At 69.3% G+C, this 20,471-nt stretch carries 22 protein-coding genes and 1 pseudogene; 11 read left to right on the top strand and 12 right to left on the bottom strand.

What is annotated here, in order from left to right; genetic code table 11:
- Positions 1-48: 48 nt before the first annotated feature.
- Together ACORQU_RS07885 and queF are read left to right on the top strand one after the other, a co-directional pair.
- Positions 49-384, top strand: a complete 336-nt coding sequence (locus ACORQU_RS07885; RefSeq protein WP_491644402.1) for a winged helix-turn-helix transcriptional regulator — start codon at positions 49-51, stop codon at positions 382-384.
- Positions 381-1,199, top strand: a complete 819-nt coding sequence (queF, locus tag ACORQU_RS07880; RefSeq protein ID WP_491644400.1) for an NADPH-dependent 7-cyano-7-deazaguanine reductase QueF — start codon at positions 381-383, stop codon at positions 1,197-1,199. The genes ACORQU_RS07885 and queF overlap by 4 nt, the downstream gene beginning before the upstream one ends.
- 83 nt (positions 1,200-1,282) lie before the next feature.
- On the opposite strand, the gene ACORQU_RS07875 is transcribed toward queF, so the two are convergent.
- Together ACORQU_RS07875 and ACORQU_RS07870 are read right to left on the bottom strand one after the other, a co-directional pair.
- The gene (locus ACORQU_RS07875; RefSeq protein ID WP_491644398.1) at positions 1,283-1,825 is read right to left on the bottom strand and encodes a cytochrome b; all 543 of its coding nucleotides are present in this window, start codon (positions 1,823-1,825) and stop codon (positions 1,283-1,285) included.
- Positions 1,822-2,919 (bottom strand): catalase family peroxidase, encoded by a 1,098-nt coding sequence (locus ACORQU_RS07870; RefSeq protein WP_491644396.1) that lies wholly within the window; start codon positions 2,917-2,919, stop codon positions 1,822-1,824. The genes ACORQU_RS07875 and ACORQU_RS07870 overlap by 4 nt, the downstream gene beginning before the upstream one ends.
- A 159-nt stretch (positions 2,920-3,078) precedes the next feature.
- Here ACORQU_RS07870 and ACORQU_RS07865 point away from each other — a divergent pair, with 159 nt between their 5' ends.
- Positions 3,079-3,606, top strand: a complete 528-nt coding sequence (locus ACORQU_RS07865) for an RNA polymerase sigma factor (RefSeq protein ID WP_491645006.1) — start codon at positions 3,079-3,081, stop codon at positions 3,604-3,606.
- The gene (locus ACORQU_RS07860; RefSeq protein ID WP_491644394.1) at positions 3,603-4,349 is read left to right on the top strand and encodes an anti-sigma factor family protein; all 747 of its coding nucleotides are present in this window, start codon (positions 3,603-3,605) and stop codon (positions 4,347-4,349) included. Before ACORQU_RS07865 ends, ACORQU_RS07860 begins: the two co-directional genes overlap by 4 nt.
- A gap of 94 nt (positions 4,350-4,443) precedes the next feature.
- Here the strand turns inward: ACORQU_RS07860 and dmeF are convergent, their stop codons facing one another.
- Positions 4,444-5,430, bottom strand: a complete 987-nt coding sequence (dmeF, locus tag ACORQU_RS07855) for a CDF family Co(II)/Ni(II) efflux transporter DmeF (RefSeq protein WP_491644392.1) — start codon at positions 5,428-5,430, stop codon at positions 4,444-4,446.
- 56 nt (positions 5,431-5,486) lie between these two features.
- On the opposite strand from dmeF, the gene ACORQU_RS07850 reads away from it, so the two are divergent.
- The 3 genes and pseudogenes from ACORQU_RS07850 to ACORQU_RS07840 all read left to right on the top strand — a co-directional run bounded on the left by ACORQU_RS07850 (position 5,487) and on the right by ACORQU_RS07840 (position 7,159).
- The gene (locus ACORQU_RS07850) at positions 5,487-5,759 is read left to right on the top strand and encodes a metal/formaldehyde-sensitive transcriptional repressor (protein ID WP_271647891.1); all 273 of its coding nucleotides are present in this window, start codon (positions 5,487-5,489) and stop codon (positions 5,757-5,759) included.
- A gap of 72 nt (positions 5,760-5,831) precedes the next feature.
- Positions 5,832-6,329 (top strand): annotated as a pseudogene (locus ACORQU_RS07845) (flavin reductase family protein); the annotation flags it as partial.
- Positions 6,239-7,159 (top strand): alpha/beta fold hydrolase, encoded by a 921-nt coding sequence (locus tag ACORQU_RS07840; protein ID WP_491644390.1) that lies wholly within the window; start codon positions 6,239-6,241, stop codon positions 7,157-7,159. The pseudogene ACORQU_RS07845 and the gene ACORQU_RS07840, both read left to right, overlap by 91 nt.
- Positions 7,160-7,169: 10 nt before the next feature.
- On the opposite strand, the gene ACORQU_RS07835 is transcribed toward ACORQU_RS07840, so the two are convergent.
- The 5 genes from ACORQU_RS07835 to ACORQU_RS07815 form a co-directional block, all read right to left on the bottom strand.
- Positions 7,170-7,655 (bottom strand): cupin domain-containing protein, encoded by a 486-nt coding sequence (locus tag ACORQU_RS07835; RefSeq protein WP_491644389.1) that lies wholly within the window; start codon positions 7,653-7,655, stop codon positions 7,170-7,172.
- A 35-nt stretch (positions 7,656-7,690) separates the two neighbouring features.
- Entirely contained in the window at positions 7,691-8,593 is a 903-nt protein-coding gene (locus ACORQU_RS07830) for an NAD-dependent epimerase/dehydratase family protein (protein WP_491644387.1), read from the bottom strand.
- Between the two features lie 159 nt (positions 8,594-8,752).
- Positions 8,753-10,942 carry a glycoside hydrolase family 3 N-terminal domain-containing protein gene (locus ACORQU_RS07825; protein WP_491644385.1) on the bottom strand — a complete coding sequence of 730 codons (2,190 nt, stop codon included), beginning with the start codon at positions 10,940-10,942 and terminating at the stop codon, positions 8,753-8,755.
- A 125-nt stretch (positions 10,943-11,067) separates the two neighbouring features.
- The gene (locus ACORQU_RS07820; protein ID WP_271647897.1) at positions 11,068-11,211 is read right to left on the bottom strand and encodes a hypothetical protein; all 144 of its coding nucleotides are present in this window, start codon (positions 11,209-11,211) and stop codon (positions 11,068-11,070) included.
- A gap of 106 nt (positions 11,212-11,317) precedes the next feature.
- Positions 11,318-12,280: an aldo/keto reductase gene (locus ACORQU_RS07815; protein WP_491644383.1), complete on the bottom strand. Its 963-nt coding sequence runs from the start codon at positions 12,278-12,280 to the stop codon at positions 11,318-11,320.
- A 135-nt stretch (positions 12,281-12,415) separates the two neighbouring features.
- Here ACORQU_RS07815 and ACORQU_RS07810 point away from each other — a divergent pair, with 135 nt between their 5' ends.
- Together ACORQU_RS07810 and ACORQU_RS07805 are read left to right on the top strand one after the other, a co-directional pair.
- The gene (locus tag ACORQU_RS07810; RefSeq protein WP_491644381.1) at positions 12,416-13,237 is read left to right on the top strand and encodes a class I SAM-dependent methyltransferase; all 822 of its coding nucleotides are present in this window, start codon (positions 12,416-12,418) and stop codon (positions 13,235-13,237) included.
- Positions 13,238-13,240: 3 nt separating this feature from the next.
- Positions 13,241-13,495 carry a DUF2164 domain-containing protein gene (locus ACORQU_RS07805; RefSeq protein ID WP_491644379.1) on the top strand — a complete coding sequence of 85 codons (255 nt, stop codon included), beginning with the start codon at positions 13,241-13,243 and terminating at the stop codon, positions 13,493-13,495.
- Between the two features lie 11 nt (positions 13,496-13,506).
- On the opposite strand, the gene ACORQU_RS07800 is transcribed toward ACORQU_RS07805, so the two are convergent.
- Positions 13,507-15,087, bottom strand: a complete 1,581-nt coding sequence (locus tag ACORQU_RS07800; RefSeq protein WP_491644378.1) for a phospholipase effector Tle1 domain-containing protein — start codon at positions 15,085-15,087, stop codon at positions 13,507-13,509.
- Positions 15,088-15,098: 11 nt separating this feature from the next.
- On the bottom strand, positions 15,099-15,737 hold the full coding sequence (locus ACORQU_RS07795) for a hypothetical protein (protein WP_491644376.1): 639 nt from the start codon (positions 15,735-15,737) through the stop codon (positions 15,099-15,101).
- 166 nt (positions 15,738-15,903) lie between these two features.
- On the opposite strand from ACORQU_RS07795, the gene ACORQU_RS07790 reads away from it, so the two are divergent.
- A complete protein-coding gene (locus ACORQU_RS07790; protein ID WP_491644374.1) occupies positions 15,904-16,446 on the top strand; it encodes a pseudouridine synthase in 543 nt (180 codons plus the stop codon).
- A gap of 117 nt (positions 16,447-16,563) precedes the next feature.
- On the opposite strand, the gene ACORQU_RS07785 is transcribed toward ACORQU_RS07790, so the two are convergent.
- Positions 16,564-16,983: a hypothetical protein gene (locus ACORQU_RS07785; RefSeq protein ID WP_491644372.1), complete on the bottom strand. Its 420-nt coding sequence runs from the start codon at positions 16,981-16,983 to the stop codon at positions 16,564-16,566.
- A gap of 102 nt (positions 16,984-17,085) precedes the next feature.
- Positions 17,086-19,590 carry an ATP-dependent helicase HrpB gene (gene hrpB, locus ACORQU_RS07780; RefSeq protein WP_491644370.1) on the bottom strand — a complete coding sequence of 835 codons (2,505 nt, stop codon included), beginning with the start codon at positions 19,588-19,590 and terminating at the stop codon, positions 17,086-17,088.
- Between the two features lie 70 nt (positions 19,591-19,660).
- On the opposite strand from hrpB, the gene ACORQU_RS07775 reads away from it, so the two are divergent.
- On the top strand, positions 19,661-20,455 hold the full coding sequence (locus ACORQU_RS07775; RefSeq protein ID WP_491644368.1) for a TatD family hydrolase: 795 nt from the start codon (positions 19,661-19,663) through the stop codon (positions 20,453-20,455).
- Positions 20,456-20,471: the final 16 nt, after the last annotated feature.

Here is a 20,471-nt window from a genome sequence, read left to right as displayed (position 1 = left end):
CCTATCGCGAGCGCGGCCCGATCCGCCTGCCTGGGGCCAGACGGCTCGGTGGCCCATGTCACGCGGGTGATCCGCATGATCCAGGGGCGATGGAAGTTGCCGATCCTGTTTCGCCTCTATGCCGATCCATCGCTACGCACCGCGCAGCTGCTGCGCGACGTGTTAGGAGTCTCGCAAAAGATGCTGACCCAGCACCTGCGCGAACTGGAGCAGGACGGGCTGGTCGAACGCATCGACTTCAGGGAAAAACCGCTGCGGGTCGAATACCGCATTTCGGAGACCGGCAGGCAGCTGATGCCGGTCCTTAGTGCAGCGCGGGCGTTCTCGCAGGGCTGTCTGCCCTCGCTCCAGTCAGCGAAGCGCTATCGTAAAATAAGCACATGAACACCCCCGAAGATTCCTTGCTCGGCCGCGAGGTCGCCTATCCGTCGCAGTACGACCCTGACCTGCTGTTTCCCATTCCCCGCGCCGCGGCGCGCGCCGAGATCGGACTGGATGCCGACGCCCTGCCCTTCACCGGCCACGACCGCTGGCATGCGTACGAGCTGGCCTGGCTGGATCTGCGTGGCAAGCCGCAGGTGGCGACGGCGACACTGACGGTGCTGGCGCAGGCGCCGAACCTGATCGAGTCCAAGTCGCTCAAGCTCTACCTCAACTCGCTCAATGCCACGCGCTTTGAGGATGTCCAAGCGGTCTGCGCGCGCGTGGCCGCCGACCTGTCGGTCCGCGCCGGTGGTGAGGTTACGGTGCAGGCTGGCCTGCCGCCGTTCGGCGAGCAGCCGGGCACGCTGATCGACACCCTGGAGCTGGACATCGACGATTACGGGCCGCCGAATCCGACGCACTTGGTGGCCGACGCCGGGGACGCCGCCAGCGAAACCCTGGTCTCGCACCTGCTCAAGTCCAACTGTCCGGTCACCGGTCAACCGGACTGGGGCACGGTGGTGCTGCGCTATGACGGGGGGCGCATCGACCGTGCCGGTCTGCTGCGTTACCTGGTGAGCTTCCGTGATCACGCCGGCTTCCATGAGCAGTGCGTGGAGCGCATCTTCGCCGACGTGATGGCGCGCTGCGCCCCGCAGCAGCTATCGGTGGAAGCGCGCTACACACGCCGCGGTGGACTGGACATCAACCCATGGCGGATCACCCCGGGCTGGGAGGCGGGCATCACCGCGCCGATACGCGAACTGCGGCAGTGAGTTATGGGGTGGGAGCCGCCACGGCAGCGATGAGGGCTTACCGGTAGAGCTTCATCGCCGCCATGGCGGCTCCCACGATCGCATCAGCGCGGGGATTTCCCACTGCGCGCCATGCTGGAAAACACGCCGTCGCGGCGCACCCAGGCATGGAACAGCGCCGCGCCCAGGTGCCCCAGCACGGTGGCGAACAGCACATAGGCCAGCACCGTGTGCGCCGGCCGCAGCACGGCGTACAGGTCCGCGCTGTGCGGGGCGATGGCCGGCAGGTGCACGCCGCCGCCCAGGGTGATCGGGTAGCCGCCGGCCGACAGCATCGCCCAGCCGATCAGCGGCATGGCGAACATCAACCCGTACAGCACCCAGTGCGAGGCGTGCGCGGCCAGCTTCTGGATCGCCGGCAGGTCGGCCGGCAGCGGCGGCGGTGGGCTGCGCAGGCGGTTGACCAGGCGCACGACGACCAGCAGCAGGATGGCGATGCCCAACGGCCGATGCAGGTCCAGCAAGGTCGGCCGCCACGCCAGCGAGACCACCATGCCGGCGCCAATGAACAGCATGGCGAGGATCGCGGCGGCCATCAGCCAGTGCAGCGTGCGGGCCAGCGCGTCGAAGTGTCCGTGGCGGTTCATTTCGCTTCTCCCTTGGCGCCGGCGGCGTCGGGCGCCTGGCCGGTGCCGATCTCATGTTCGCGGCGGTTGAAGGACACCGAGTACACGGCCGAGCGTGCGGCCAGGATCGGGTCATCGGACGGCGCCATGCCATCGGGCAACACGGTCGGGTCGTAGTTGAGGTCGCGGCAGGGGCCGGTGTCCTGCGGCTGCATCGCATTGACGGTCAGGGTGCCGGCCACCACCTGCGGACGCGCGTCCGGCCAAGGCTGGGACGGGTCGTCGATGGCATCGCCGTCCTGGGCCAGGGTTACCACCAGATCCCACTGCTGCGGGCCCTGGGCCAGGCGCGTGGCGAACTCCTCGCTGAGGAAGTCCGCGTCGGACTGGGCGCGCTGCTCGGCGCTGAGGTCCTGGAACGGCGCATGCGGCCGCATCGACCAGCGCACTGCGCGGCGCAGTCCCTGCGCGTTGGTGAACCAGAAGCTGTCCACGCCGTTGAACTGGGTGTTCGCCCAGCTGTTGGACCACGGCGCGGACTTGGCCCAGGCGATGAACTTCTTGGCCTCCGGATACTGCTGCAGGAAGGCCGCCATCTTGGCCGGGTCCGGCTTGCCGGTGGCCGGGTCGGGCCGCGAGGCCAGGTTCTGCGCCTGGAAGCCCTGCGGGGTGGCGACAACGAAGAACGGGAAGCTGTTCATCGCCGTGCGCCATTCCTGGCCATCATCGGTCTTCAGCAGCAGCGCCAGGCTGCGCACGCGCGCCTGCGCATCGGCGCCATGCGGGTCGCCGCCGGCGATGGACAGGCGCCCGACCACCGGCGTGCTGGGCTGAGTGAAGATGCGCGCGCGCGACAGCTGCGGCGCCTGCGCGCTGGGCTGGAAGTTGCCCGCCACGCACACGCCTTTGCTGTGGGCACGGCGGAAGCCGGGATGCGGCTTGCCGTTCTCGATGGTGTCGGTCATCTGCTGCGGGGTCAGGCCGCGCCCGCCCAGCCAGCCGCCGACCCAGGCAAAGGCGCCGGCGATGACGGCCACGATCGCGGCGATGCCCAGCAGCGCAGGCCATGCGCTGCGCCGGGCCGGGGGTGGATTGGGGGGAAGAGGCTGCGACATGCGGGTTCCTGCCGTGGGGTGGGATATGGGTATGACGCGCCTGCGTGGAAATTATTCCCGCCGCTGCACACGGCCCCGCGATCCACCGGCGGGAAGCGGGCGATGGAATATCCTGAGTGCCTGCACGTCTCACCCAGGACGCCCCCTTCGGCCCCGACGATGCCTGCCGCCCACGACCTCGATGACGCCACCCTGCGCGCGCTGATTCCGCGCCTGCGCCGCTTTGCGCGCTCGCTGGTGCATGAGCCGGCCGCGGCCGACGATCTGGTCCAGGGCACGCTCGAACGCGCGCTCACCCATGGACGCACGCGGCACACGCCCGACGCGCTGCAGAGCTGGCTGTTTTCCATCCTGTACCGGCAGTTTGTCGATGAACACCGCCGTGGGCAGCGCTGGCGCCGGCTGGCGCAGCTGTTTGGCGGCGGCGAGGCGGACACCGCGCCGTCGGCCGAGCGCGTGGCCAGTGCGCACGCCAGCCTGGCCGCCTTCGACACCTTGCCCAGCGAGCAGCGCGCGCTGCTGCTGCTGGTCAGCGTCGAGGGCTTCAGCTATCGCGAGGTCGCCGACACGCTCGAGGTGCCGGTCGGCACGGTGATGTCGCGCCTGGCCCGCGCCCGCCAGGCCCTGCGGGCGGCCAGCGAGACCGATCCCAAGCCGGCACGTCCCACGTTGAAGGTGTTGCGATGATCCACCTGGCCCCCAGCGAAGCCGACCTGCACGCCTACGTGGACGGGCAGCTTTCGCCCGAGGCACGTGCCGACGTGGAACGCTGGCTGGCCGCGCATCCCGCGCGCGCCGCGCGCGTGGCCGACTGGAAGCGCGATGCCGAACACCTGCGTGCACAGCAGGCCCTGCCCGAGCATTGGCCGGCCAACCCGCAGCTGGACCCGGCGCGGGTGCGACGCCAGGTGCGCGCACGTCGGCGCTCCCGGCTGGGGATCGCCGCCAGCGTGCTGCTGGCCCTGGGCGTCGGCACCGGCGTGGGCTGGCAGGCCAAGCAGGCCCAGGTCGCCGCCGCGCGCCTGCCAATGGCCGACGCAGTCTCGGCCTACCGCATCTTTGCAGCCAGCGACACCGTCCCGACGCTGGACACCGCCTCGCGCGCGCAGCTGCAGGACTGGCTGGAACGGAACTTCGGCGCTGTAGGCACGGTGCCCAACCTGCAGGCGCAGGGCTTCCACTTGGTCGGCGGGCAGCGCCTGTCCACCGAGCAGGGCGCGGCGGCGATGCTGGTCTACGCCGATGCCCAGGGCGCGCGGATCGGCGTGTATCTGCGGCCCGGCGGCTGGTTCCGCGAACCGGGACAGCGTCGTGATGGTGACCTGCTGGCCCAGTACTGGTCCCATGGCAACACCAGCTTCGCGGTGGTCGGCCCGTTCGACGATGCGCGCGCGCGCCGTGTTGCCTCGGTCCTGGGGCCGCGCGGCTGAAGGCTATTCCTGTGGGAGCCGCCATGGCGGCGATGCGACTTCCCCGGTGGAGCCTTTCGCCGCCATGGTGGCCCCTACCTGAGCCCGAAGGGCTCTATGTCGCCGGGGCTGCGTTGATCTCCACGGTGACGTGGACCAGTTCCTCGTGCACCGCCAGCGCCTCGCGCACGCCCTGGGGCGACAGCGGCACGCTGCTGACCAGGCTGACGATCACCGCGTACTGACCACGCCCGACGCGCCAGACGTGCAGATCGCTCAGGGCGGTGGGCTGCGGCAGGGCGGCGACCACTTCGCGCACCTCGGCCACGACGGGGGCGTCCATCTCCGCATCGAGCAGCACCCGCCCGGTGCTGCGTAGCAGGCCGATCGCCCACACTGTCACCAGCACCGCGCCGACGATGCCCATCACCGGGTCCAGCCACACCACGCCAAACAGGCGGCCAGCCAGCAGGGCCACGATGGCCAATACCGAAGTCGCCGCGTCGGCCAGCACATGCAGGTAAGCCGCACGCAGGTTCAGATCGGCGTGGTGGTCGTGCTCGCCGTGGGCGTGGTCATGCCCGGGGTGATCATGGTGGTGATGCGCATGGCCGTGATCGTGCCCGTGGTGATGATGATGGTGGTGGTCGTCCTTCAGCCACCAGGCGCAGACCAGGTTCACGCCCAGCCCGACCACGGCCAACACGATAGCCTGGTCGTAGTGGATCGGCAGTGGCGCCACCAGGCGCTGGGCCGACTGCCAGGCCATCAGCAGCGCCACGCACAGCAGCAGCACGGCGCTGGTGTAGCCGCCGAGGATCTCGATCTTCCACGTGCCGAAGGCAAAACGCCCGTCGCGCGCGTAGCGACGCGCCGCCGCGTAGGCCAGCAGCGACAGGCCCAGCGCCAGCGCGTGCGAGCTCATGTGCCAGCCATCGGCCAGCAGCGCCATGGAGTTGAACACCCAGCCGCCGACGATCTCCACCACCATCATCACCGCGGTCAGGATCACCGCGCGGCGGGTGTTGCGCTCCCCGGCGCTGTTGCCAGTGACGTACTGGTGGTCGTGGCGGTGGGCGGCGAGCGCGGCGTCGAGGGACATGGGGACCGGGAGGCGGGTGTAGGATACCCCCCCATGGTATGCGGAGCGGCCGCGCGATGTCCCACCTGATCCACGATGCGCCGCGCCTGTCGCCGCGCGTCAAACGCCTCAAGGGCCAAGTCGCCGCGCTGGAGCGCGCGCTCGCCGGCGAGCCGGAATGCCTGGCCGTGCTGACTCAGATCGCCGCGATCCGTGGCGCGGCGCAGAGCCTGTTGCTGGAAGTGCTCGAGGGCCACATGCAGTCCCATGTCGCCGACGAGCAGCACGCCGCCACGCGCCGCGAGGAGGTGGCGGCGGTGAACAAGCTGCTGCGCTCGTATCTCAAATAACGGGACACCGGAAAGCAGCGTTGTCGGCATCGACGCGCGGGCACAGGCATCCTGTCGGCCTCCCCTGCGTTCATGGATCCACGCGTGACCGACCTGCACTTCTATCGCCCCGCCGAAGGCCACCGCCTGGCCCACGACCCGTTCAAGGCCATCATCGCGCCGCGCCCGATCGGCTGGATCGGCTCGGTCTCGCCCGACGGCGTGCGTAACCTGGCGCCCTACAGCTTCTTCGGCGCGTTCGGCGATAGCCCGCCGCTGATCGGCTTCAGCAGTTCGGGCTGGAAGGACAGCGTGCGCAATATCGAGGCCACCGGGGTGTTCACCTGGAACCTGGCCACTGCCGCCCAGGCCACGCAGATGAACCAGAGTTCGGCGCCTTACCCGGCGCAGGTCGACGAGTTCGAGCGCAGCGGCCTGCAGGCCTTGGATGGGCAGGTGGTCGACGCCCCGTTCGTGGCCGGCACGCCGGCGGCCTTCGAGTGCCGCCTGACCCAGCTGCTGCAGCTCACCGATGCACGTGGCCAGGCCCTGGAGCAGTGGCTGGTGCTGGGCGAAGTGGTCGGCGTGCACATCGACCCGCGCTACCTGGTCGACGGCGTGTACGACACCGCGGCGGCCGCGCCGATCCTGCGCGCCGGCGGCCCGGGCGCCTATGCGCGCCTCACCCCGGAAGCCATGTTCGACATGCGCCGACCGACCTCGGCATGAGTGCGCGCCCCGACCTGCTGCTGTTGCCCGGGCTGCTCAACGATGGCGAACTGTGGCGCGACCAGCTCGAGGCGTTGTCCGACATCGCCGACTGCCAGGTCGGCGACCTGACCGGTGCTGACACCCTGGGCGAGGTCGCCGAACAGGTCCTGGATGCCGCGCCGCCCGCGTTCGCCTTGGCCGGGTTCTCGCTGGGCGGGTATGTGGCCCAAGAGATCCTGCGTCAGGCGCCGCATCGCGTGACGCGCCTGGCCCTGCTGGATACCTCGTACACAGCCGACACGCCGGAGCGAGCGCAGCAGCGGCGCGCGCAGGAGGCTGCGGTGCGCAAGGGCGCCTTCCACGGCTTCGGCGACAGCCTGATGCGCGCCTACACCGATCCGGTGCACCACGGCGATACCGCGTTGATGCACCGCATCCGGGCCATGACCCAACGCCTGGGCGCCGAGGTGTTCCTGCGCCAGAGCGGGTTCGAGCGCCAAGACGGCGGCGCGGTGCTGCGGGCCTTCGACCGGCCCGCCCTGGTGCTGGTGGGCGAGCACGACGGCATCACCCCGCCAGCCGTGCACGAACAGATGGCTGCCCTGTTGCCCGACGCCACGCTGGTCCGTGTGCCGCAGTCCGGGCATCTCAGCCCGATGGAACAGCCCGAGGCGATCAGCAGCGCGCTGCGCGACTGGCTGCTGCGCTAGCCGCGGCGACTCAGGTCCCGGGGACGGCGGCGAACGCCTGTCCGGTGATCGGGTCGCACGTCGGGTCCGGCACCGCGGCGATAGCCCCCCGCACGTCGACACCGGGCACGTCGAGGTGCAGGTCCCATCGCTGGCCGGGTGGATACGCTCCCACCGCGCAGAAATCGCGCGTGGCCTGCAGGCTCCGATGCGGGGTGCCCGCCGGCAGCAGCAGTGCATCGCCCGGCCCCACGCGCAGCTCGATGCCCTCCGGACCGCCGAGCTGCAGCAGTGCCTGGCCGGCGAACACACCCAGCGCCTCGTGCGCGTTGGCGTGATAGTGCTGCTGGCGGTACAGCCCCGAGCGCCACTGCGGACACCAGCCGTGGGCGATGAAACGCGCCTCGAAGCCGGCCGCATCCAGCGGCTCACCACCTTCGTCCAGCACGCCGCGATACAGGCGCACGGGCAGCCGTAAGTGGTCCGGCATCGGCACCGGCAGGAATTCGATCTGCATGCGGCAAGGCCTTCGATCGTCGAGGAAGGGGCCGCTCAGTCCAACGGCATGTCGGTCTCGATCCAGCGGGTGACCGAATCGTGGCGTGGCGCCCAACCCAGTTCCTCCCGCGCCCGCTTGGCGCGGACCCGCGCATTGGAGCCGAACAACGCAAGCGCCTGGTCATGACCCCACTCGGCAGCCGCCTGTTCGAGCGTCCAGGGCTGCACCGGCCCCAGGTCCAGCCGATTGGCCAAGGCGCCGCCGATCTGGGCGAAGGAGGCCTCGCCGTTCTCCGCGAAATAGAACGCGCCGTCCGGGCCGTGTTCCAGCGCCAGCAGGTAGAGCTCGGCCAGGTCGTCCACGTGGACGTTGGACCAGCGGTTGGCCCCTGCGCCCAGCACATGGACCATGCCATCGCGCTGGGCCGGCTTGAGCAGGCCGGGGATCTGGGCGCTGTGACGCTGCAGGCCACGACCCTCGCCGTAGACCATGGCGTTGCACAGCACGATGCCGCGCAGGCCGCTGTCACCGCCGGCGAGTACGGCCTGGTCCAGCGCGCGGCGTGCCTGCCTGCCCGGCGCGACCGGCAGCGGGTCGTCCTCGTCGAAGATCCGCGCATCGCCGGCCTGGCCGCGGGCGTCGTCGGCGATCACGCCGATGCCGCTGGTATGGATGAGGGTCTTGCCGGTGTCCTGCAGCGCGGCGAGCAGGGCGGTGATGGCCGGGCGATGGTCGCTGCTGGCGGCATTGATCACCGCGTCGGCGCGGCGCGCCTCGCGGGCGAGGATTTCGCCGTCATCCAGGGTGCCCAGCACCGGGGTGATCCCCGCCGCGCCGAGCCGCTCGGCCAGATCCGAGCGCCGGACCAGGCCACGGACCCGATGCCCGGCCGCCAGCAGCCGCTCGGCAACGGTGCCACCGATATAGCCGGTGGCGCCGATGATGAAAACGTTCATGCGCACTCCCATTGCAATGATCGGCCGCGTCCTGGCCGCAACCCGCACGGGTGCGACGCACGACGGGCGGCGGCCCGAGCTTCAAGCTTGGCCGCTCGTGCGTGATCGCGATGCGCAGGCGCGACCCGGCCGGGGGCGCCCGGCCAGGGCCGGGCTCGGTCAGCCCCTGGGCGGCGGCAACAACTCGAACTGCACCGGCGTGCCGCTGGCCGAGCACTGGCTGACCCACAGGTCGAATGCCCCCGGCTCGGCACCAAAGCTCAAATCCGCGCCGGTGAACGCCAGCAGGCTGCGGTCCAGGGTGAAGCTGACCTCGGCCGATTCGCCCGGCTGCAGGGCCACCTTGGAGAAACCCTTCAGTTCGCGCACCGGGCGGACCCGGCTGGCGACCTTGTCGTGCACGTACAGCTGCACCACGGTCTCGCCGGCGACCTGCCCGGTGTTGGTGACCGTGGCGGTGACGGTGAGCGTGTCGTTCCAGCCCAGCGTGGCGGTTGAAAGCCGCGGTGGGCCGTAGTCGAAGGTGGTGTAGGACAGGCCATGACCGAACGGGTACAGCGCATCGGCGGTGATCTCGCGCCAGCGCGACTTGTATTCGGTCACGCCGGGCAGCTCAGGGCGGCCGGTGCGCGGGCGGTTGTAGAACAGCGGCTGCTGGCCCGAGTCCTGCGGAAAGCTCACCGGCAGGCGGCCGGCGGGGTTGTAGTCGCCGAACAGCATGTCGGCCACGCCATGTCCGGTCTGGCTGCCCAGGTACCAGGTCACCGCGATCGCCGCCGCCTCGCGCACCGCACCGGATAGTGCCAGCGCGCGGCCGTTGCGCAGCAGCACCACCAGCGGCTTGCCCGTGGCGGCCAGCGCCTCGGCCAGGGCCTGATGCGCCGGCGGCACGACGATCTGGGTGCGCGACTGGGCCTCTCCGCTGTAGCGCTGCGGCTCGCCGATGGCCAGCACCACCACGTCGCTGGCCTGGGCCGCGGCCACCGCGGCCTCGATGCCGCCCTCGATGGGTGCTTCCAGTCCGCAGCCATCCTCGACCAGGAGCGAGGCCTGGTCCCCCAGGGCGGCACGGACCCCGGCCTCCAGGGTGACGTAGCGCGACTTGTCGCCGAACAGCGTCCAGCACCCCTCGATATTGTCGGTATCGCGCGCGAACGGCCCGACCAGGGCGATCTTCTGCCCGGTCTTCTTCAACGGCAGCACGTCGCCTTCGTTCTTCAGCAGCACGATGGAGCGGCGCGCCGCATCACGACTGAGGGCCTCATGGGCCGGCAGGTGCGAGGTATCGGCTTCGCGCGCCGGGTCGAGCGAGCGGTATGGGTTGTCCAGCAGGCCGATGCGCTCCTTCACATGCAGGACCCGGCGCACACCTTCGTCCAGCTGGGCCATGGACACCTCGCCGGTCTCCACCAGCTCGCCCAGGTGCTTCTCGTAGAAGCCGCTCTGCATGGACATGTCCAGGCCGGCGGTGAAGGCCTTGCGGGTGGCGTCGCGGTCGTCGGCGGCGTAGCCGTGGGCCACCAGCTCCATGTCGGCGGTGTAGTCGCTGACCACCAGGCCCGGAAATTGCCAGGCACCGCGCAGCAGGTCGGTCATCAGCCAGCGGTTGGCGCTGGCCGGCACGCCGTTGATGTCGTTGAAGGCGCTCATCACGGTGATCGCACCGGCATCGAGCGCCGCCTTGAACGGCGGCAGATGGACATCGCGCAGGGTCTGCACAGAGATGTCCACGGTGTTGTATTCCATGCCGCCCGCCACCGCGCCGTAGGCGGCGAAATGCTTGGGCGTGGCCAGCAGGCAATCCTCGGCCTCCAGCCCGGCCTCGCCCTGGAACCCCTTGACGCGCGCGGCGGCGAAGGCGCAGCCCAGCACCACGTCCTCGCCGGCGCCCTCGGCACCGCGGCCCCAGCGCTGGTCGCGGGCGATGTCCACGGCCGGCGCGAAGGTCCAGTGGATGCCCGCGGCCGTGGCCTCGACGGCGGTGGCGCGCGCCGTGCGGCGGGCCAGGTCCGGCTCGAAGCTGGCTGCCTCGCCCAACGGGATCGGGAACACCGTGCGCATGCCGTGGATCACGTCCGACCCCAGCAGCAGCGGGATGCCCAGGCGCGACTCTTCCACCGCGATGCGCTGGGCCTCGCGGCCCAGGGCCGCGCCCACGCCGTTGAACAGCGCGCCGATGCGGCCGGCCCGGATCCCCTCGCGCACCTCGGCCACGCCCTGGGCGTTGGCCTCGGGATTCACATCCGGTGCGAACGGGCGCAGGGCATCGGCAAAGATGCCGAGCTGACCGACTTTTTCCTCGACCGTCATCTGTGCGATGAGGGTTTCAATCCGTTCCGAGTTTGACATCCCATCCCGCCGTGAAAACGTTTACATACATTCTAAGCCACGCTCCGTCGATGCCAAGCCCCATGCGCTGGCAAGCGTGGGAATCTGAACTGCTCCGCCTCGTCTGTCGAGCCCGGCGGGCGTGTTCAGTGAAGCTGGCCAGGATTGTCGGGATCGGTGGCGGGCGGGTCGCCGGCCTGGATCGGAGCGGGTCGCTCCTGCGCGCCGGGTGGCAGGCGCGGCAGTTCGCCCGGGTCGGACGGTGTCGGTTCGGTGCGGGGTGTGGGCATGGCGACCTCCATCGCCGCCCATGCACGGCCGGACGGTCGCAGGCACTCTCGCGCGCGCCGGGTAAGCGCGCGGTGGAGGCCGCGCGCCCTGGATCATGACGTGACATCAACCCGCGCTGGCCTGGTCCAGAGCCTGGAGTTGGTCGGCAGTGAGCTGCAGGGCGGCCGCCTTCATGATGTCCTGCAGCTGCTCCACGTTGCTGGCGCTGGCAATCGGGGCGGTGACCGAATCGCGCGCCATCAGCCAGGCTAGTGCGACCTGGGCCAGGGTGGCCCGCTGCGCGGCCGCCACCTCGTCCAGGGCGGCCAGGATCGCCTTGCCGCGCGGGTTGAGATAGCGCTTGACGACCTGCGCGCCGCGCGCGGTGCTCTTGGCGGCGTCGCTTTCCTGTCGGTACTTGCCGCTGAGAAAGCCGCTGGCCAGCGCGTAATAGCTGATGACCGCGATGTTTTCGGCCTTCACCAGCGGCTCCAGTTCGTCCTCGTAGCCGGCGCGATCGTAGAGGTTGTACTCCGGCTGCAGGCTCTCGTAGCGCGGCAAACCCTGCTCCTGGGAAACCTTGAACGCTTCGGCTATGCGTTCGGCGCTGTAGTTGGAGGCACCGATGGCGCGCACCTTGCCCTTCTGGATCAACCTGGAGAATGCGCCCAGGGTCGCCTCGAGTGGGATGGAGGTATCGTCCTCATGGGCCTGGTAGAGATCGATGTAATCGGTCTGCAGGCGGCGCAGCGAATCGTCGACCGCTGCCTCGATATTGTCCGGCGACAGGCCCAGACGCTCCCCCCACTTGGCCACCTTGGTCGCCAGCACCACCTGGTCGCGCTTGCCACTGGTCTTGAGCCACTGGCCGATCAGTGCTTCGGATTCACCCCCTCGATTGCCCGGCACCCAGGCGGGATACACATCGGCGGTGTCGATCAGGTTGAAGCCTCCCTCGACGAAGGCATCGAGCAGCTTGCCGGCGCCGGCCGCGTCCTTGACGCTCCAGCCGAACACATTGCCGCCGAGGGCCAGAGGCGCCACGGTGATGCCAGAGGCGCCCAGGGGACGCTGGATGGGCTTGGACATGAAGGATCTCCTTGCAACGGGGGGAAGCAACACCGCTCACCGTAAGACGCCTGCGTTTAACCTGACGTGCATGCAAGGTCTGACGCGCCCTTGCGTGCTAGCTTCGGATCCCACCATTTTTGAAGGAAACGGGTCATGCGACGATCACTCGCGGCCTTCGCGCTGTGCGCGCTGATAGCTCCGACCAGCCTCTCGGCACAGACGCCCACCCCGGCTTCGGCCTCGCTGCAGGCGGCGGTGGACGGGCCCTGGCGCCCCGCCGATGAAACCGCTCGCGACCGCTACCGCCATCCGGCGCAGACGCTGGCCTTCTTCGGCATCAAGCCCAGCGACACCGTCGTGGAGATCACGCCCGGCAGCGGCTGGTATTCGGCGATCCTGGCCCCGTACCTGAAAGACGCCGGCCACTACGTGGCCGCGGTGGTCGACCCGGCGGCGGTGGCCGAGGGATCGCGGGCCTACCAGCAAAAATCCCGGGACAGCCTGCAGGCCCGCTTCGACGCGGCACCGGCGCAGTTCTCAGGCGCTCGGATCGTGGGCTACGCACCGGCCACCCCGGTGTTCGGCCCGGCCGGCTCGGCCGACGTGGTGCTGACCTTCCGCAACGTGCACAACTGGCGCATGTCCGACAACGCCGAGGCGATGTTCAAGGCGTTCTTTGCCGTGCTCAAGCCCGGCGGCACGCTGGGTGTGGTCGAGCACCGGGCCAAGGCCGACGTCGCCGACGATGACAAGAGCGGCTACGTCGGCCAGCAGCAAGTGATCGCCCTGGCGACGGGCGCCGGCTTCAAGCTGGCCGACCAGAGCGAGGTCAACGCCAATCCACGCGACACCAAGGACTATCCGGGCGGCGTGTGGACCCTGCCGCCGACCAACCGCCACGCGCAGGCCGAGGACGCCAAGTTCCAGGCCATCGGCGAAAGCGACCGAATGACGCTGAAGTTCGTCAAACCCTGAGCGATGGCGCAGATCCAGTTCAGCGCCGAAGAGAAGGCGGCCATCGTCCGGCGCATCCAGCTGTATTTCGACCAGGAGCTGCGTCAGGAGATCGGCCGCTTCGATGCCGAATTCCTGCTGGATTTCTTCACCGGTGAAATCGGCGGCTATTTCTACAACCGGGGTCTGTACGACGCCCAGGCCGCGTTGTCGGCACGGCTGGACGACCTCAGCGAGGCGATCGTGCAATTGGAGATGCCAACCGAGTTCCCGCGCTGACCCCGGGCCGGTCAGGGGCCGCCGCGGACCGGCGGCGCCTGGCCTGGTGCCTCGGGTTGTCCCACGCCCTGCTGCGGTGCGCCGGTGTGTTGGGCCGGCGCAAGCGACTGCAGCTGGCGCATGGATTCCTGGATCGGCGGGGCCGGCTGCGACAGGTCGATCTGCGCGCGGTAACCGGTCGTGGTGCCGACCACCCACAGGCGACCTTCGCGCTCGACCGCGCCGCCTAGCGCCCCCGGCGCGATGCCTTCGCGGCGCGCCTGCACGGTGGCCTGCATGACCCGCTCATCGGCCATCGTGGCGGGCAGCTGCGCACGCAGGGCCTGGTAGAGCGCGGCATCGGCATGGGCCATGCCAGCGGTGGGCGACGCCGGGACCGGCGCGGGGCGCAGATCGCTGGACGTGGGCGCCGGCACCGGGACACCGACGCCGACCGTCTGGCACTCGAAGCGATCGCGCAGGGCCACATCGACCGGCTCGGCGTTGTAGGCGTCGGGCACCTTGTCCACCTGGCGCTTGGGGACCAGCCGCTCCACGTAGCCTTCCGGTTGCAGCCGGTCGACCTTGCTGCCGATCCGATAGATCAGCATGCCTTCCTCGGAGCGATGGATGACATCGCGTCGCGGGTCGTCCATCACCGGGCGCTTGTCCAGGTAGGGCTGGTCGCTGAGCGCGTTGAGGTAGTCGATCATCAGGTTGCCGCTGCGCGTGGACAGCCCGTCGCGGTGATAGCCCCCGCCGACATCCGAATGTGCACCCGGCACGTAGACGCCCAGGAAGCGTCCATCGGCTGTCTGCCCCGGATCGATGATGTGCGTGGACTTGAACAGACCGCGCCGCTCATCCTCGGAAATCAGCTGGAAGCCGGAGATCACCGAAGGCGGCAGGCGTCGATCCTGATGCTTGACCGGATCGCCCGTGCCCACCGGGTCGAACAGCCCCACCGCCTGCGCCACTTGCCCCGGCGCGACCAGCGGCGGCTTGGTGTAGCTGACGCCCTTGATCTGGCCGTCGCTGTCGCGCTCATAGCGCGCACCGGACGGATCCTGGATGCCGCGCTCATCCACCAGACGCGAGAAACCCGCCGCCTGCTCGGCGCCGCGGCTGAAGCCGATATCGGCGACCGAGATCTGAGCGTTGGGGTTCTCCTGTCGCCATCGCGCCGCCTGATCGATGAACTGCTTGTACATCGCCTCAAGGCGCTGATCGTAGGTGTGCCCGGTCGCTCCATCCAGCGTCCGTGCGAGAATGCCATCCTGCGTCCCTGGACCAGCGACATACCCCACCATGACCTGCGTGTCACCGCTCTTCTTCCTGTCGTTGATCTGATCTCGGATTGCAGCGACGTTGGTGGCGTGATTCGGATCCTTATCCGCGTCGTTGCCCGTCCCGTCGAATGCGGCGACGAAGAGTTTGCGGTCTGGGTGGTCCGGGCCAATCAGCGCGGGGACTTCGAACCCAGAAAGTCTTTCGCCCGCCGCTTGGAATTCATCGAGCCTGCCGGGCCCGGCCGCATAAAAAGAGACGCCGTCTCCAAGGAGACCGTCAGCATCCTGCTTGTGTGGTTCGCCATCCTCTTTGCGGCCACCCATCGTCGTGCTCCTTAGTAGGTCTTGCTCCAGGCCTTGATGAGGTCATCGCGGAAATAGCTGTTCGCGTTTCCCGGAATCTGTGGTTCCTTGGTCGGGATGAGCATCTTCATGTAGACCGAAACCGTTCGGTCGTTGACCTCGATGAAGATATTGGGTTCGCCGGCCGGACCTTCGAAGCTATGATCGGGAATCTGCGCATCCGGCACGGAGTGCAGCACGCGTTCGTCGGCAAAGATCTTGCTTAGATCAATGCTGTCTTCGTGCGTCTGCCCGTCGAGCGAAGTCCACTTCAGCTGCGCAGGCGCGGGGAAGTTCTTGACGTCCAGATACGAGGCTCCCCCCCAGGTTCGCTCCTTGTAATCGGCCGCAGGGGGTGGGCCAGAGCGCTGGCCGGTCGAAGTGCGCGTGTGATTCGTGCCGTCGTAAACGACCTGGCAATCCAGCGTGTTGTAGCAGTACGCGTCGAAGTTGTGTCGTTTGAAGCGCAGCGGCAGCGTGTTGCCTGAGGCATGCATCGAAGCAGAGGCGGCTTGTGTGGACATGGCGGACTGACACCCTGCGATGAAGAAGAAAGTCGTGATCACACCGATCGGTAACCAGCGCGTGATCGCTTGGCCGATATGAGGTGATCTCCGGGGTGGACCATACATGCGTGCTCTCCGGAATCCTTGAAAGCTTGAGGGCTCGAACCTTGACGGCTGGCATGGACCGTCCCGGTCCCGAAGCGCAACGGTAGGTCGCATCGATATGCGGGTCAAATCCACGCCCCTGGCCTTGACCGATAATGCGGCGCCCGTCCCACCGAGCCCGCAACGCGTGCTGATCGCCCTCAACAAGCCCTTCAATGTCCTGTGCCAGTTCACCGACCGCAGCGATCCGCCACGGCGCACGCTGGCCGGGTTCGGCCTGCCAAAGGACGTGTACGCGGCCGGTCGACTGGACTACGACAGTGAAGGCCTGTTGCTGCTCACCGATGACGGCGCGCTGGCGCACCGACTCACCGATCCACGCCACAAGCAGCCCAAGACCTATCTGGTGCAGGTGGAGGGCGCGCCCAGCGAGCCGCAGCTGCAGGCCCTGCAGCGGGGTGTGCAACTGAAGGACGGCCTGACCCGATCGGCGCGCGTGCGCCTGCTGGCCGAGCCCCCCACGCTGTGGATGCGCGACCCACCCGTGCGCATACGCAAGACCGTGCCAGATGCCTGGCTGGAGCTGACCATCAACGAGGGGCGCAACCGGCAGGTGCGACGCATGACCGCAGCCGTCGGTCTGCCCACGCTACGCCTGGTGCGCGCGTCCATGGGCGAAGTGGCACTCGGCAGACTCCAGCCCGGTGAGTGGCGCTTCGAACAGTCCTAGCGGCTCTGCACAGCACAACGCCCCGCTTAGGCGGGGCGCCGGGATGGTCATGACACTGGCTCGACCACATCGCCCCGCGGTGGCGAAGCGGCGTGGTCGAGGACTCAGTTCCGATGATCAGGCGTCGGTCGGGGCCTTCGGCGCCGCCCGCGTATAGCGGGTGACCCGGGCTGCACGCACGCCCGCGTTGCCACGCGTGGTCGCCGGCTCAAGGCGGCGCGAGGTGCTCTCGATCGCCTGCGCCTGCTTCTGCTTGTAGCGCCGGAACACGGCATACCCAAGCAGACCAACGCCCACTGCCGCCACGGCGCTGACAGCCACCGGATTGCGCTTGACGAACGTGCCGGCGGCCTTGCTGCCGGTGCGCACCGCGCCGATGGCGGCGCTGTTGCGGATGAATTTCTGCGTCTTCGAGCGACGTGACGGGATCATGTCGCGCACGCTGCTGCGCGCACTGCGCAGACCGCCGCTTGCCTGGTGGACCAAGTCCAACGCGGTTTCCAGCGCGCGGTCGCTGATATTGGAAAGCTTGCTCATTGCCGGGCCCCGTGAGGATGGAAGGCATTCAGTCTCGCCCCGGCTGTGTGGACAAGGCGTGTGCGGGCATGGATGCAGCCTTCCGCAAGCTGAACCGGCCCGTCAGGTGCCGCGTGGCTTGGCCCGGTACGTGGCCGTTGCACTCCAGGGGTCATCGGGCCAGGGATGCTTGGGATAGCGCCCCTTCATTTCCTTGCGCACCTCGGCGTAGGTGTTGGCCCAGAAGCTGCGCAGGTCCTGGGTGACCTGCAGCGGTTTGCCGCCGGGCGAGAGCAGATGCAGGGTCAGCGCCACGCGGCCGTCGGCGATCCGTGGCGTGTCGCCCAGGCCGAACAGTTCCTGCAGCTTGACCGCCAGCACCGGTGCGCGCGGGCTGCCGTCGTGTTCCACCCCATAGTCGATGCGGCGCTCCAGGCCGGACGGCACGATGATGCGCGTGGGTGCCAGCGTGTCGATGCGCTGGCGCAACGACCAGTCCAGCCCAGACCGGAGGGCTTCGCCCAGTTCGCTTTCGTCCAGGGCATCCAGCCGGGTCTTGCCGGCGAACGCGGGCTTGAGCCAGTCATCCAGCGTATCCAGCAAGGCCGCGTCGGACAGGTCGGGCAGGTCCAGCTCGGTCATCCACTGCCGCAGATTGCGCACCCGGGCGCGCCACTGCTGCAGGCCTTCGGTCCAGGGCAGCGCGTCGATGCCGAGCTCGCGCACCGCCGCGGTCAACGCGTCGGCGGCCTGGGCCGGGTCGACCCGACCGGCCGGTCGTGCATCCAGCACGATCGCATCGAAGCGCGACTCGCGCTGCGCCACCAGCGCCCGCCGCTCCGCATCCCAGCGCACGTGGTCGCCAATGGAGAACCGCGTGGGAAAGGCGCCGCGCAGCGCCGTTTCGTCCACCGGCGCACCGCGCAGGATCAGACCATCGCGCGCTTCGAAACGCAGTTCGCTGGCCACGATCCACGGCTCGCCGCGCAGCGTGCTGTCGTCAAACAGACGCGCGGTGCGGCCGTTGCTGAGGGCATAGCGCAGCGGATCGGTGGGGTGGCGGAAGCCGATGCGATCGGGGAAGGCGTGGGCGAGCAGGTCGCCCAGGACGTGCGCGTCCAGTTCGCGTGGCGCGACGGCATCCTCGCGCACCCGGCGACGCCATTGCCTGGCCGCTGCATCGATAGCCGCCAGGCCACCACGATGTGCATCGCCGGGCACGCGCCCGCCGCGGAACGCGGCCAGCGCGCGCCAACGTGCGGCCAGGCCGTCGCCGGCCTGGCGCAGCGGATCGCGCGCCTCGATGAGTGCGGCCAGGTCGCACGCCACTGCACGCTGCGGACCAGCCGGCGCAGCCAGCAGCATGGCCGCCAGGCGCGGATGGGTGCCCAGGCGCAGCATCCTGCGGCCCGTCTCGGTGATGGTGCCGGCGTCGCTCAGCGCACCCAGCTTGCGCAGCAGGTCGCGCGCGGCGGCCAGGGCGCCGGCCGGCGGTGCATCGGGAAAACGCAGGTCATCACTGCCCCAGGCCCCCAGTTCCAGCGCCAGCGAAGCCAGTTCCACCTGGACCAATTCCGGACGGCGCTGCGGCTCCAGTCGCTGCGAGGCCGGCCACAGTCGCCACGCGACGCCTTCGGCCACGCGCCCGGCGCGGCCGGCACGCTGGTCGGCCGAGGCCTGGGCGATGTGGACCACATCCAGCCGCGAGAAGCCGCTGTTGGGATCGAAACGCGGCTCGCGCGCCAGCCCACTGTCGATCACCACCCGCACGCCGGGCAGGGTCACCGAGGATTCGGCCACGTTGGTGGCCAGCACCACGCGGCGGCGACCCTCCGCATCGGGTTGCAAGACTTCGGACTGGCGCTCGACCGGCAGCTCACCGTGCAGGGCCAGCACGCGCACCTCGCCCAGCGCGCTGCTGTGGCCCAGCGCGGCCTCAACGCGGCCGATCTCGCGCTGGCCGGGCAGGAACACCAGCAGGTCGCCGGGCTGTTCGGCCAGGGCCTGTTCGACCGCGCGGCGCACCTGCGACTCCAGGGCTTCATCGCGACGCGCGGGGAAGTGCGACACCGCCACTGGAAAGCTGCGTCCGTCGCTGGTCAGGCGCGGGGCGTCCAGCCATTGCGACAGGCGTTCGCCATCCAGGGTCGCCGACATCACCACGATGCGCAGGTCCTCGCGCAGGCCGGCCTGCACGTCCAGCGCCAGGGCCAGGCCGAGGTCACCGGCCAGATGGCGTTCGTGGAACTCATCGAACAACAGCGCGCCAACGTCTTCCAGCAGTGGGTCGTCCTGCAGCATGCGGGTGAGGATGCCTTCGGTGACGACCTCGATCCGCGTGCGCGGGCCGACCTTGTTCTCGAAGCGGATGCGATAGCCGACGGTCTCACCGACCGCCTCGCCCAGCTGGCGGGCCATGAAGCCGGCCGCCGCGCGCGCGGCCACGCGGCGTGGTTCGAGCATCACGATCCTGCGATTCTCCCGCCACGGCGCGTCGAGCAGCGCCAGCGGCACCTGGGTGGTCTTGCCGGCGCCGGGCGGCGCTTCCAGCACCAGGCGCGGATGCGTGGCCAGCGACGCGGTGATCTGCGGCAGCAGCGGTGAAATGGGAAAGGACGGCGCGGACATTGCGCACAAGGATAAGGGGCGTGGCGCCAGCGCCCTACAATTGGGCACCCCACATCACGTTTCGCCCTGCATGCAGCTTATCGATATCGGCGCCAACCTCACTCATGATTCCTTCGACCGCGACCGCGACGCCGTGCTGCAGCGCGCGCGCGAGGCCGGCGTGGCCCAGCTGGTAGTCACCGGCGCCAGCCGCGAGCACTCGCCCAAGGCGCTGGAGCTGGCACGCGCGCATCCTGGGTTCCTGTTCGCCACCGCCGGCGTGCATCCACACCACGCGGTCGAATACACCGAGGAGTGCGATGCCGAAATGCGCGCCCTGCTCTCCCAGCCCGAAGTCGTCGCGGTGGGCGAATGCGGCCTGGATTACAATCGCGACTTCTCCCCGCGCCCGGCGCAGCGCAGGGCGTTCGAGCGCCAGCTGCAGACCGCGGTGGACACCGGCAAGCCGCTGTTCCTGCACCAGCGCGATGCCCACCAAGACTTCATGGCGGTGATGAAGCAGTTCGACGGCCAGCTGCCGCCGGCGGTGGTGCATTGCTTCACCGGCACCCGCGAGGAGCTGTTCGACTATCTGGACCAGGACTGGCACATCGGCATCACCGGCTGGCTGTGCGACGAGCGCCGCGGCGCGCACCTGCGCGAACTGGTGCCGCATATCCCGGCGCACCGGCTGATGATCGAGACCGACGCGCCCTATCTGCTACCGCGTACGCTCAAGCCCCTGCCGAAGGATCGTCGCAACGAGCCGGCGTTCCTGGCCCACATCGCCGAGGAAGTGGCGCATGATCGTGGTGAGGCACTGGCGGTCACGGCCACCCAGACCATGGAGACGTCGCGGACGTTCTTCGGACTGCCGGCCGCCTAGCGCGGCACCGGCATCG

It is taken from the genome of Pseudoxanthomonas sp. JC1303 (genome assembly GCF_058448525.1).
The sequence above is the reverse complement of the archived record's forward strand: the minus strand, read 5'-3'. Positions and strand labels throughout refer to the sequence as shown.

Coding starts and splice junctions, on each gene's coding strand:
- queF (WP_491644400.1), top strand. CDS start 381: ATGAACACCCCCGAAGATTCCTTGCTCGGCCGCGAGGTCGCCTATCCG.
- ACORQU_RS07875 (WP_491644398.1), bottom strand. CDS start 1,825: ATGAACCGCCACGGACACTTCGACGCGCTGGCCCGCACGCTGCACTGG.
- ACORQU_RS07870 (WP_491644396.1), bottom strand. CDS start 2,919: ATGTCGCAGCCTCTTCCCCCCAATCCACCCCCGGCCCGGCGCAGCGCA.
- ACORQU_RS07865 (WP_491645006.1), top strand. CDS start 3,079: ATGCCTGCCGCCCACGACCTCGATGACGCCACCCTGCGCGCGCTGATT.
- ACORQU_RS07860 (WP_491644394.1), top strand. CDS start 3,603: ATGATCCACCTGGCCCCCAGCGAAGCCGACCTGCACGCCTACGTGGAC.
- dmeF (WP_491644392.1), bottom strand. CDS start 5,430: ATGTCCCTCGACGCCGCGCTCGCCGCCCACCGCCACGACCACCAGTAC.
- ACORQU_RS07850 (WP_271647891.1), top strand. CDS start 5,487: ATGTCCCACCTGATCCACGATGCGCCGCGCCTGTCGCCGCGCGTCAAA.
- ACORQU_RS07835 (WP_491644389.1), bottom strand. CDS start 7,655: ATGCAGATCGAATTCCTGCCGGTGCCGATGCCGGACCACTTACGGCTG.
- ACORQU_RS07830 (WP_491644387.1), bottom strand. CDS start 8,593: ATGAACGTTTTCATCATCGGCGCCACCGGCTATATCGGTGGCACCGTT.
- ACORQU_RS07825 (WP_491644385.1), bottom strand. CDS start 10,942: ATGTCAAACTCGGAACGGATTGAAACCCTCATCGCACAGATGACGGTC.
- ACORQU_RS07820 (WP_271647897.1), bottom strand. CDS start 11,211: ATGCCCACACCCCGCACCGAACCGACACCGTCCGACCCGGGCGAACTG.
- ACORQU_RS07815 (WP_491644383.1), bottom strand. CDS start 12,280: ATGTCCAAGCCCATCCAGCGTCCCCTGGGCGCCTCTGGCATCACCGTG.
- ACORQU_RS07810 (WP_491644381.1), top strand. CDS start 12,416: ATGCGACGATCACTCGCGGCCTTCGCGCTGTGCGCGCTGATAGCTCCG.
- ACORQU_RS07805 (WP_491644379.1), top strand. CDS start 13,241: ATGGCGCAGATCCAGTTCAGCGCCGAAGAGAAGGCGGCCATCGTCCGG.
- ACORQU_RS07800 (WP_491644378.1), bottom strand. CDS start 15,087: ATGGGTGGCCGCAAAGAGGATGGCGAACCACACAAGCAGGATGCTGAC.
- ACORQU_RS07795 (WP_491644376.1), bottom strand. CDS start 15,737: ATGTATGGTCCACCCCGGAGATCACCTCATATCGGCCAAGCGATCACG.
- ACORQU_RS07785 (WP_491644372.1), bottom strand. CDS start 16,983: ATGAGCAAGCTTTCCAATATCAGCGACCGCGCGCTGGAAACCGCGTTG.
- hrpB (WP_491644370.1), bottom strand. CDS start 19,590: ATGTCCGCGCCGTCCTTTCCCATTTCACCGCTGCTGCCGCAGATCACC.
- ACORQU_RS07775 (WP_491644368.1), top strand. CDS start 19,661: ATGCAGCTTATCGATATCGGCGCCAACCTCACTCATGATTCCTTCGAC.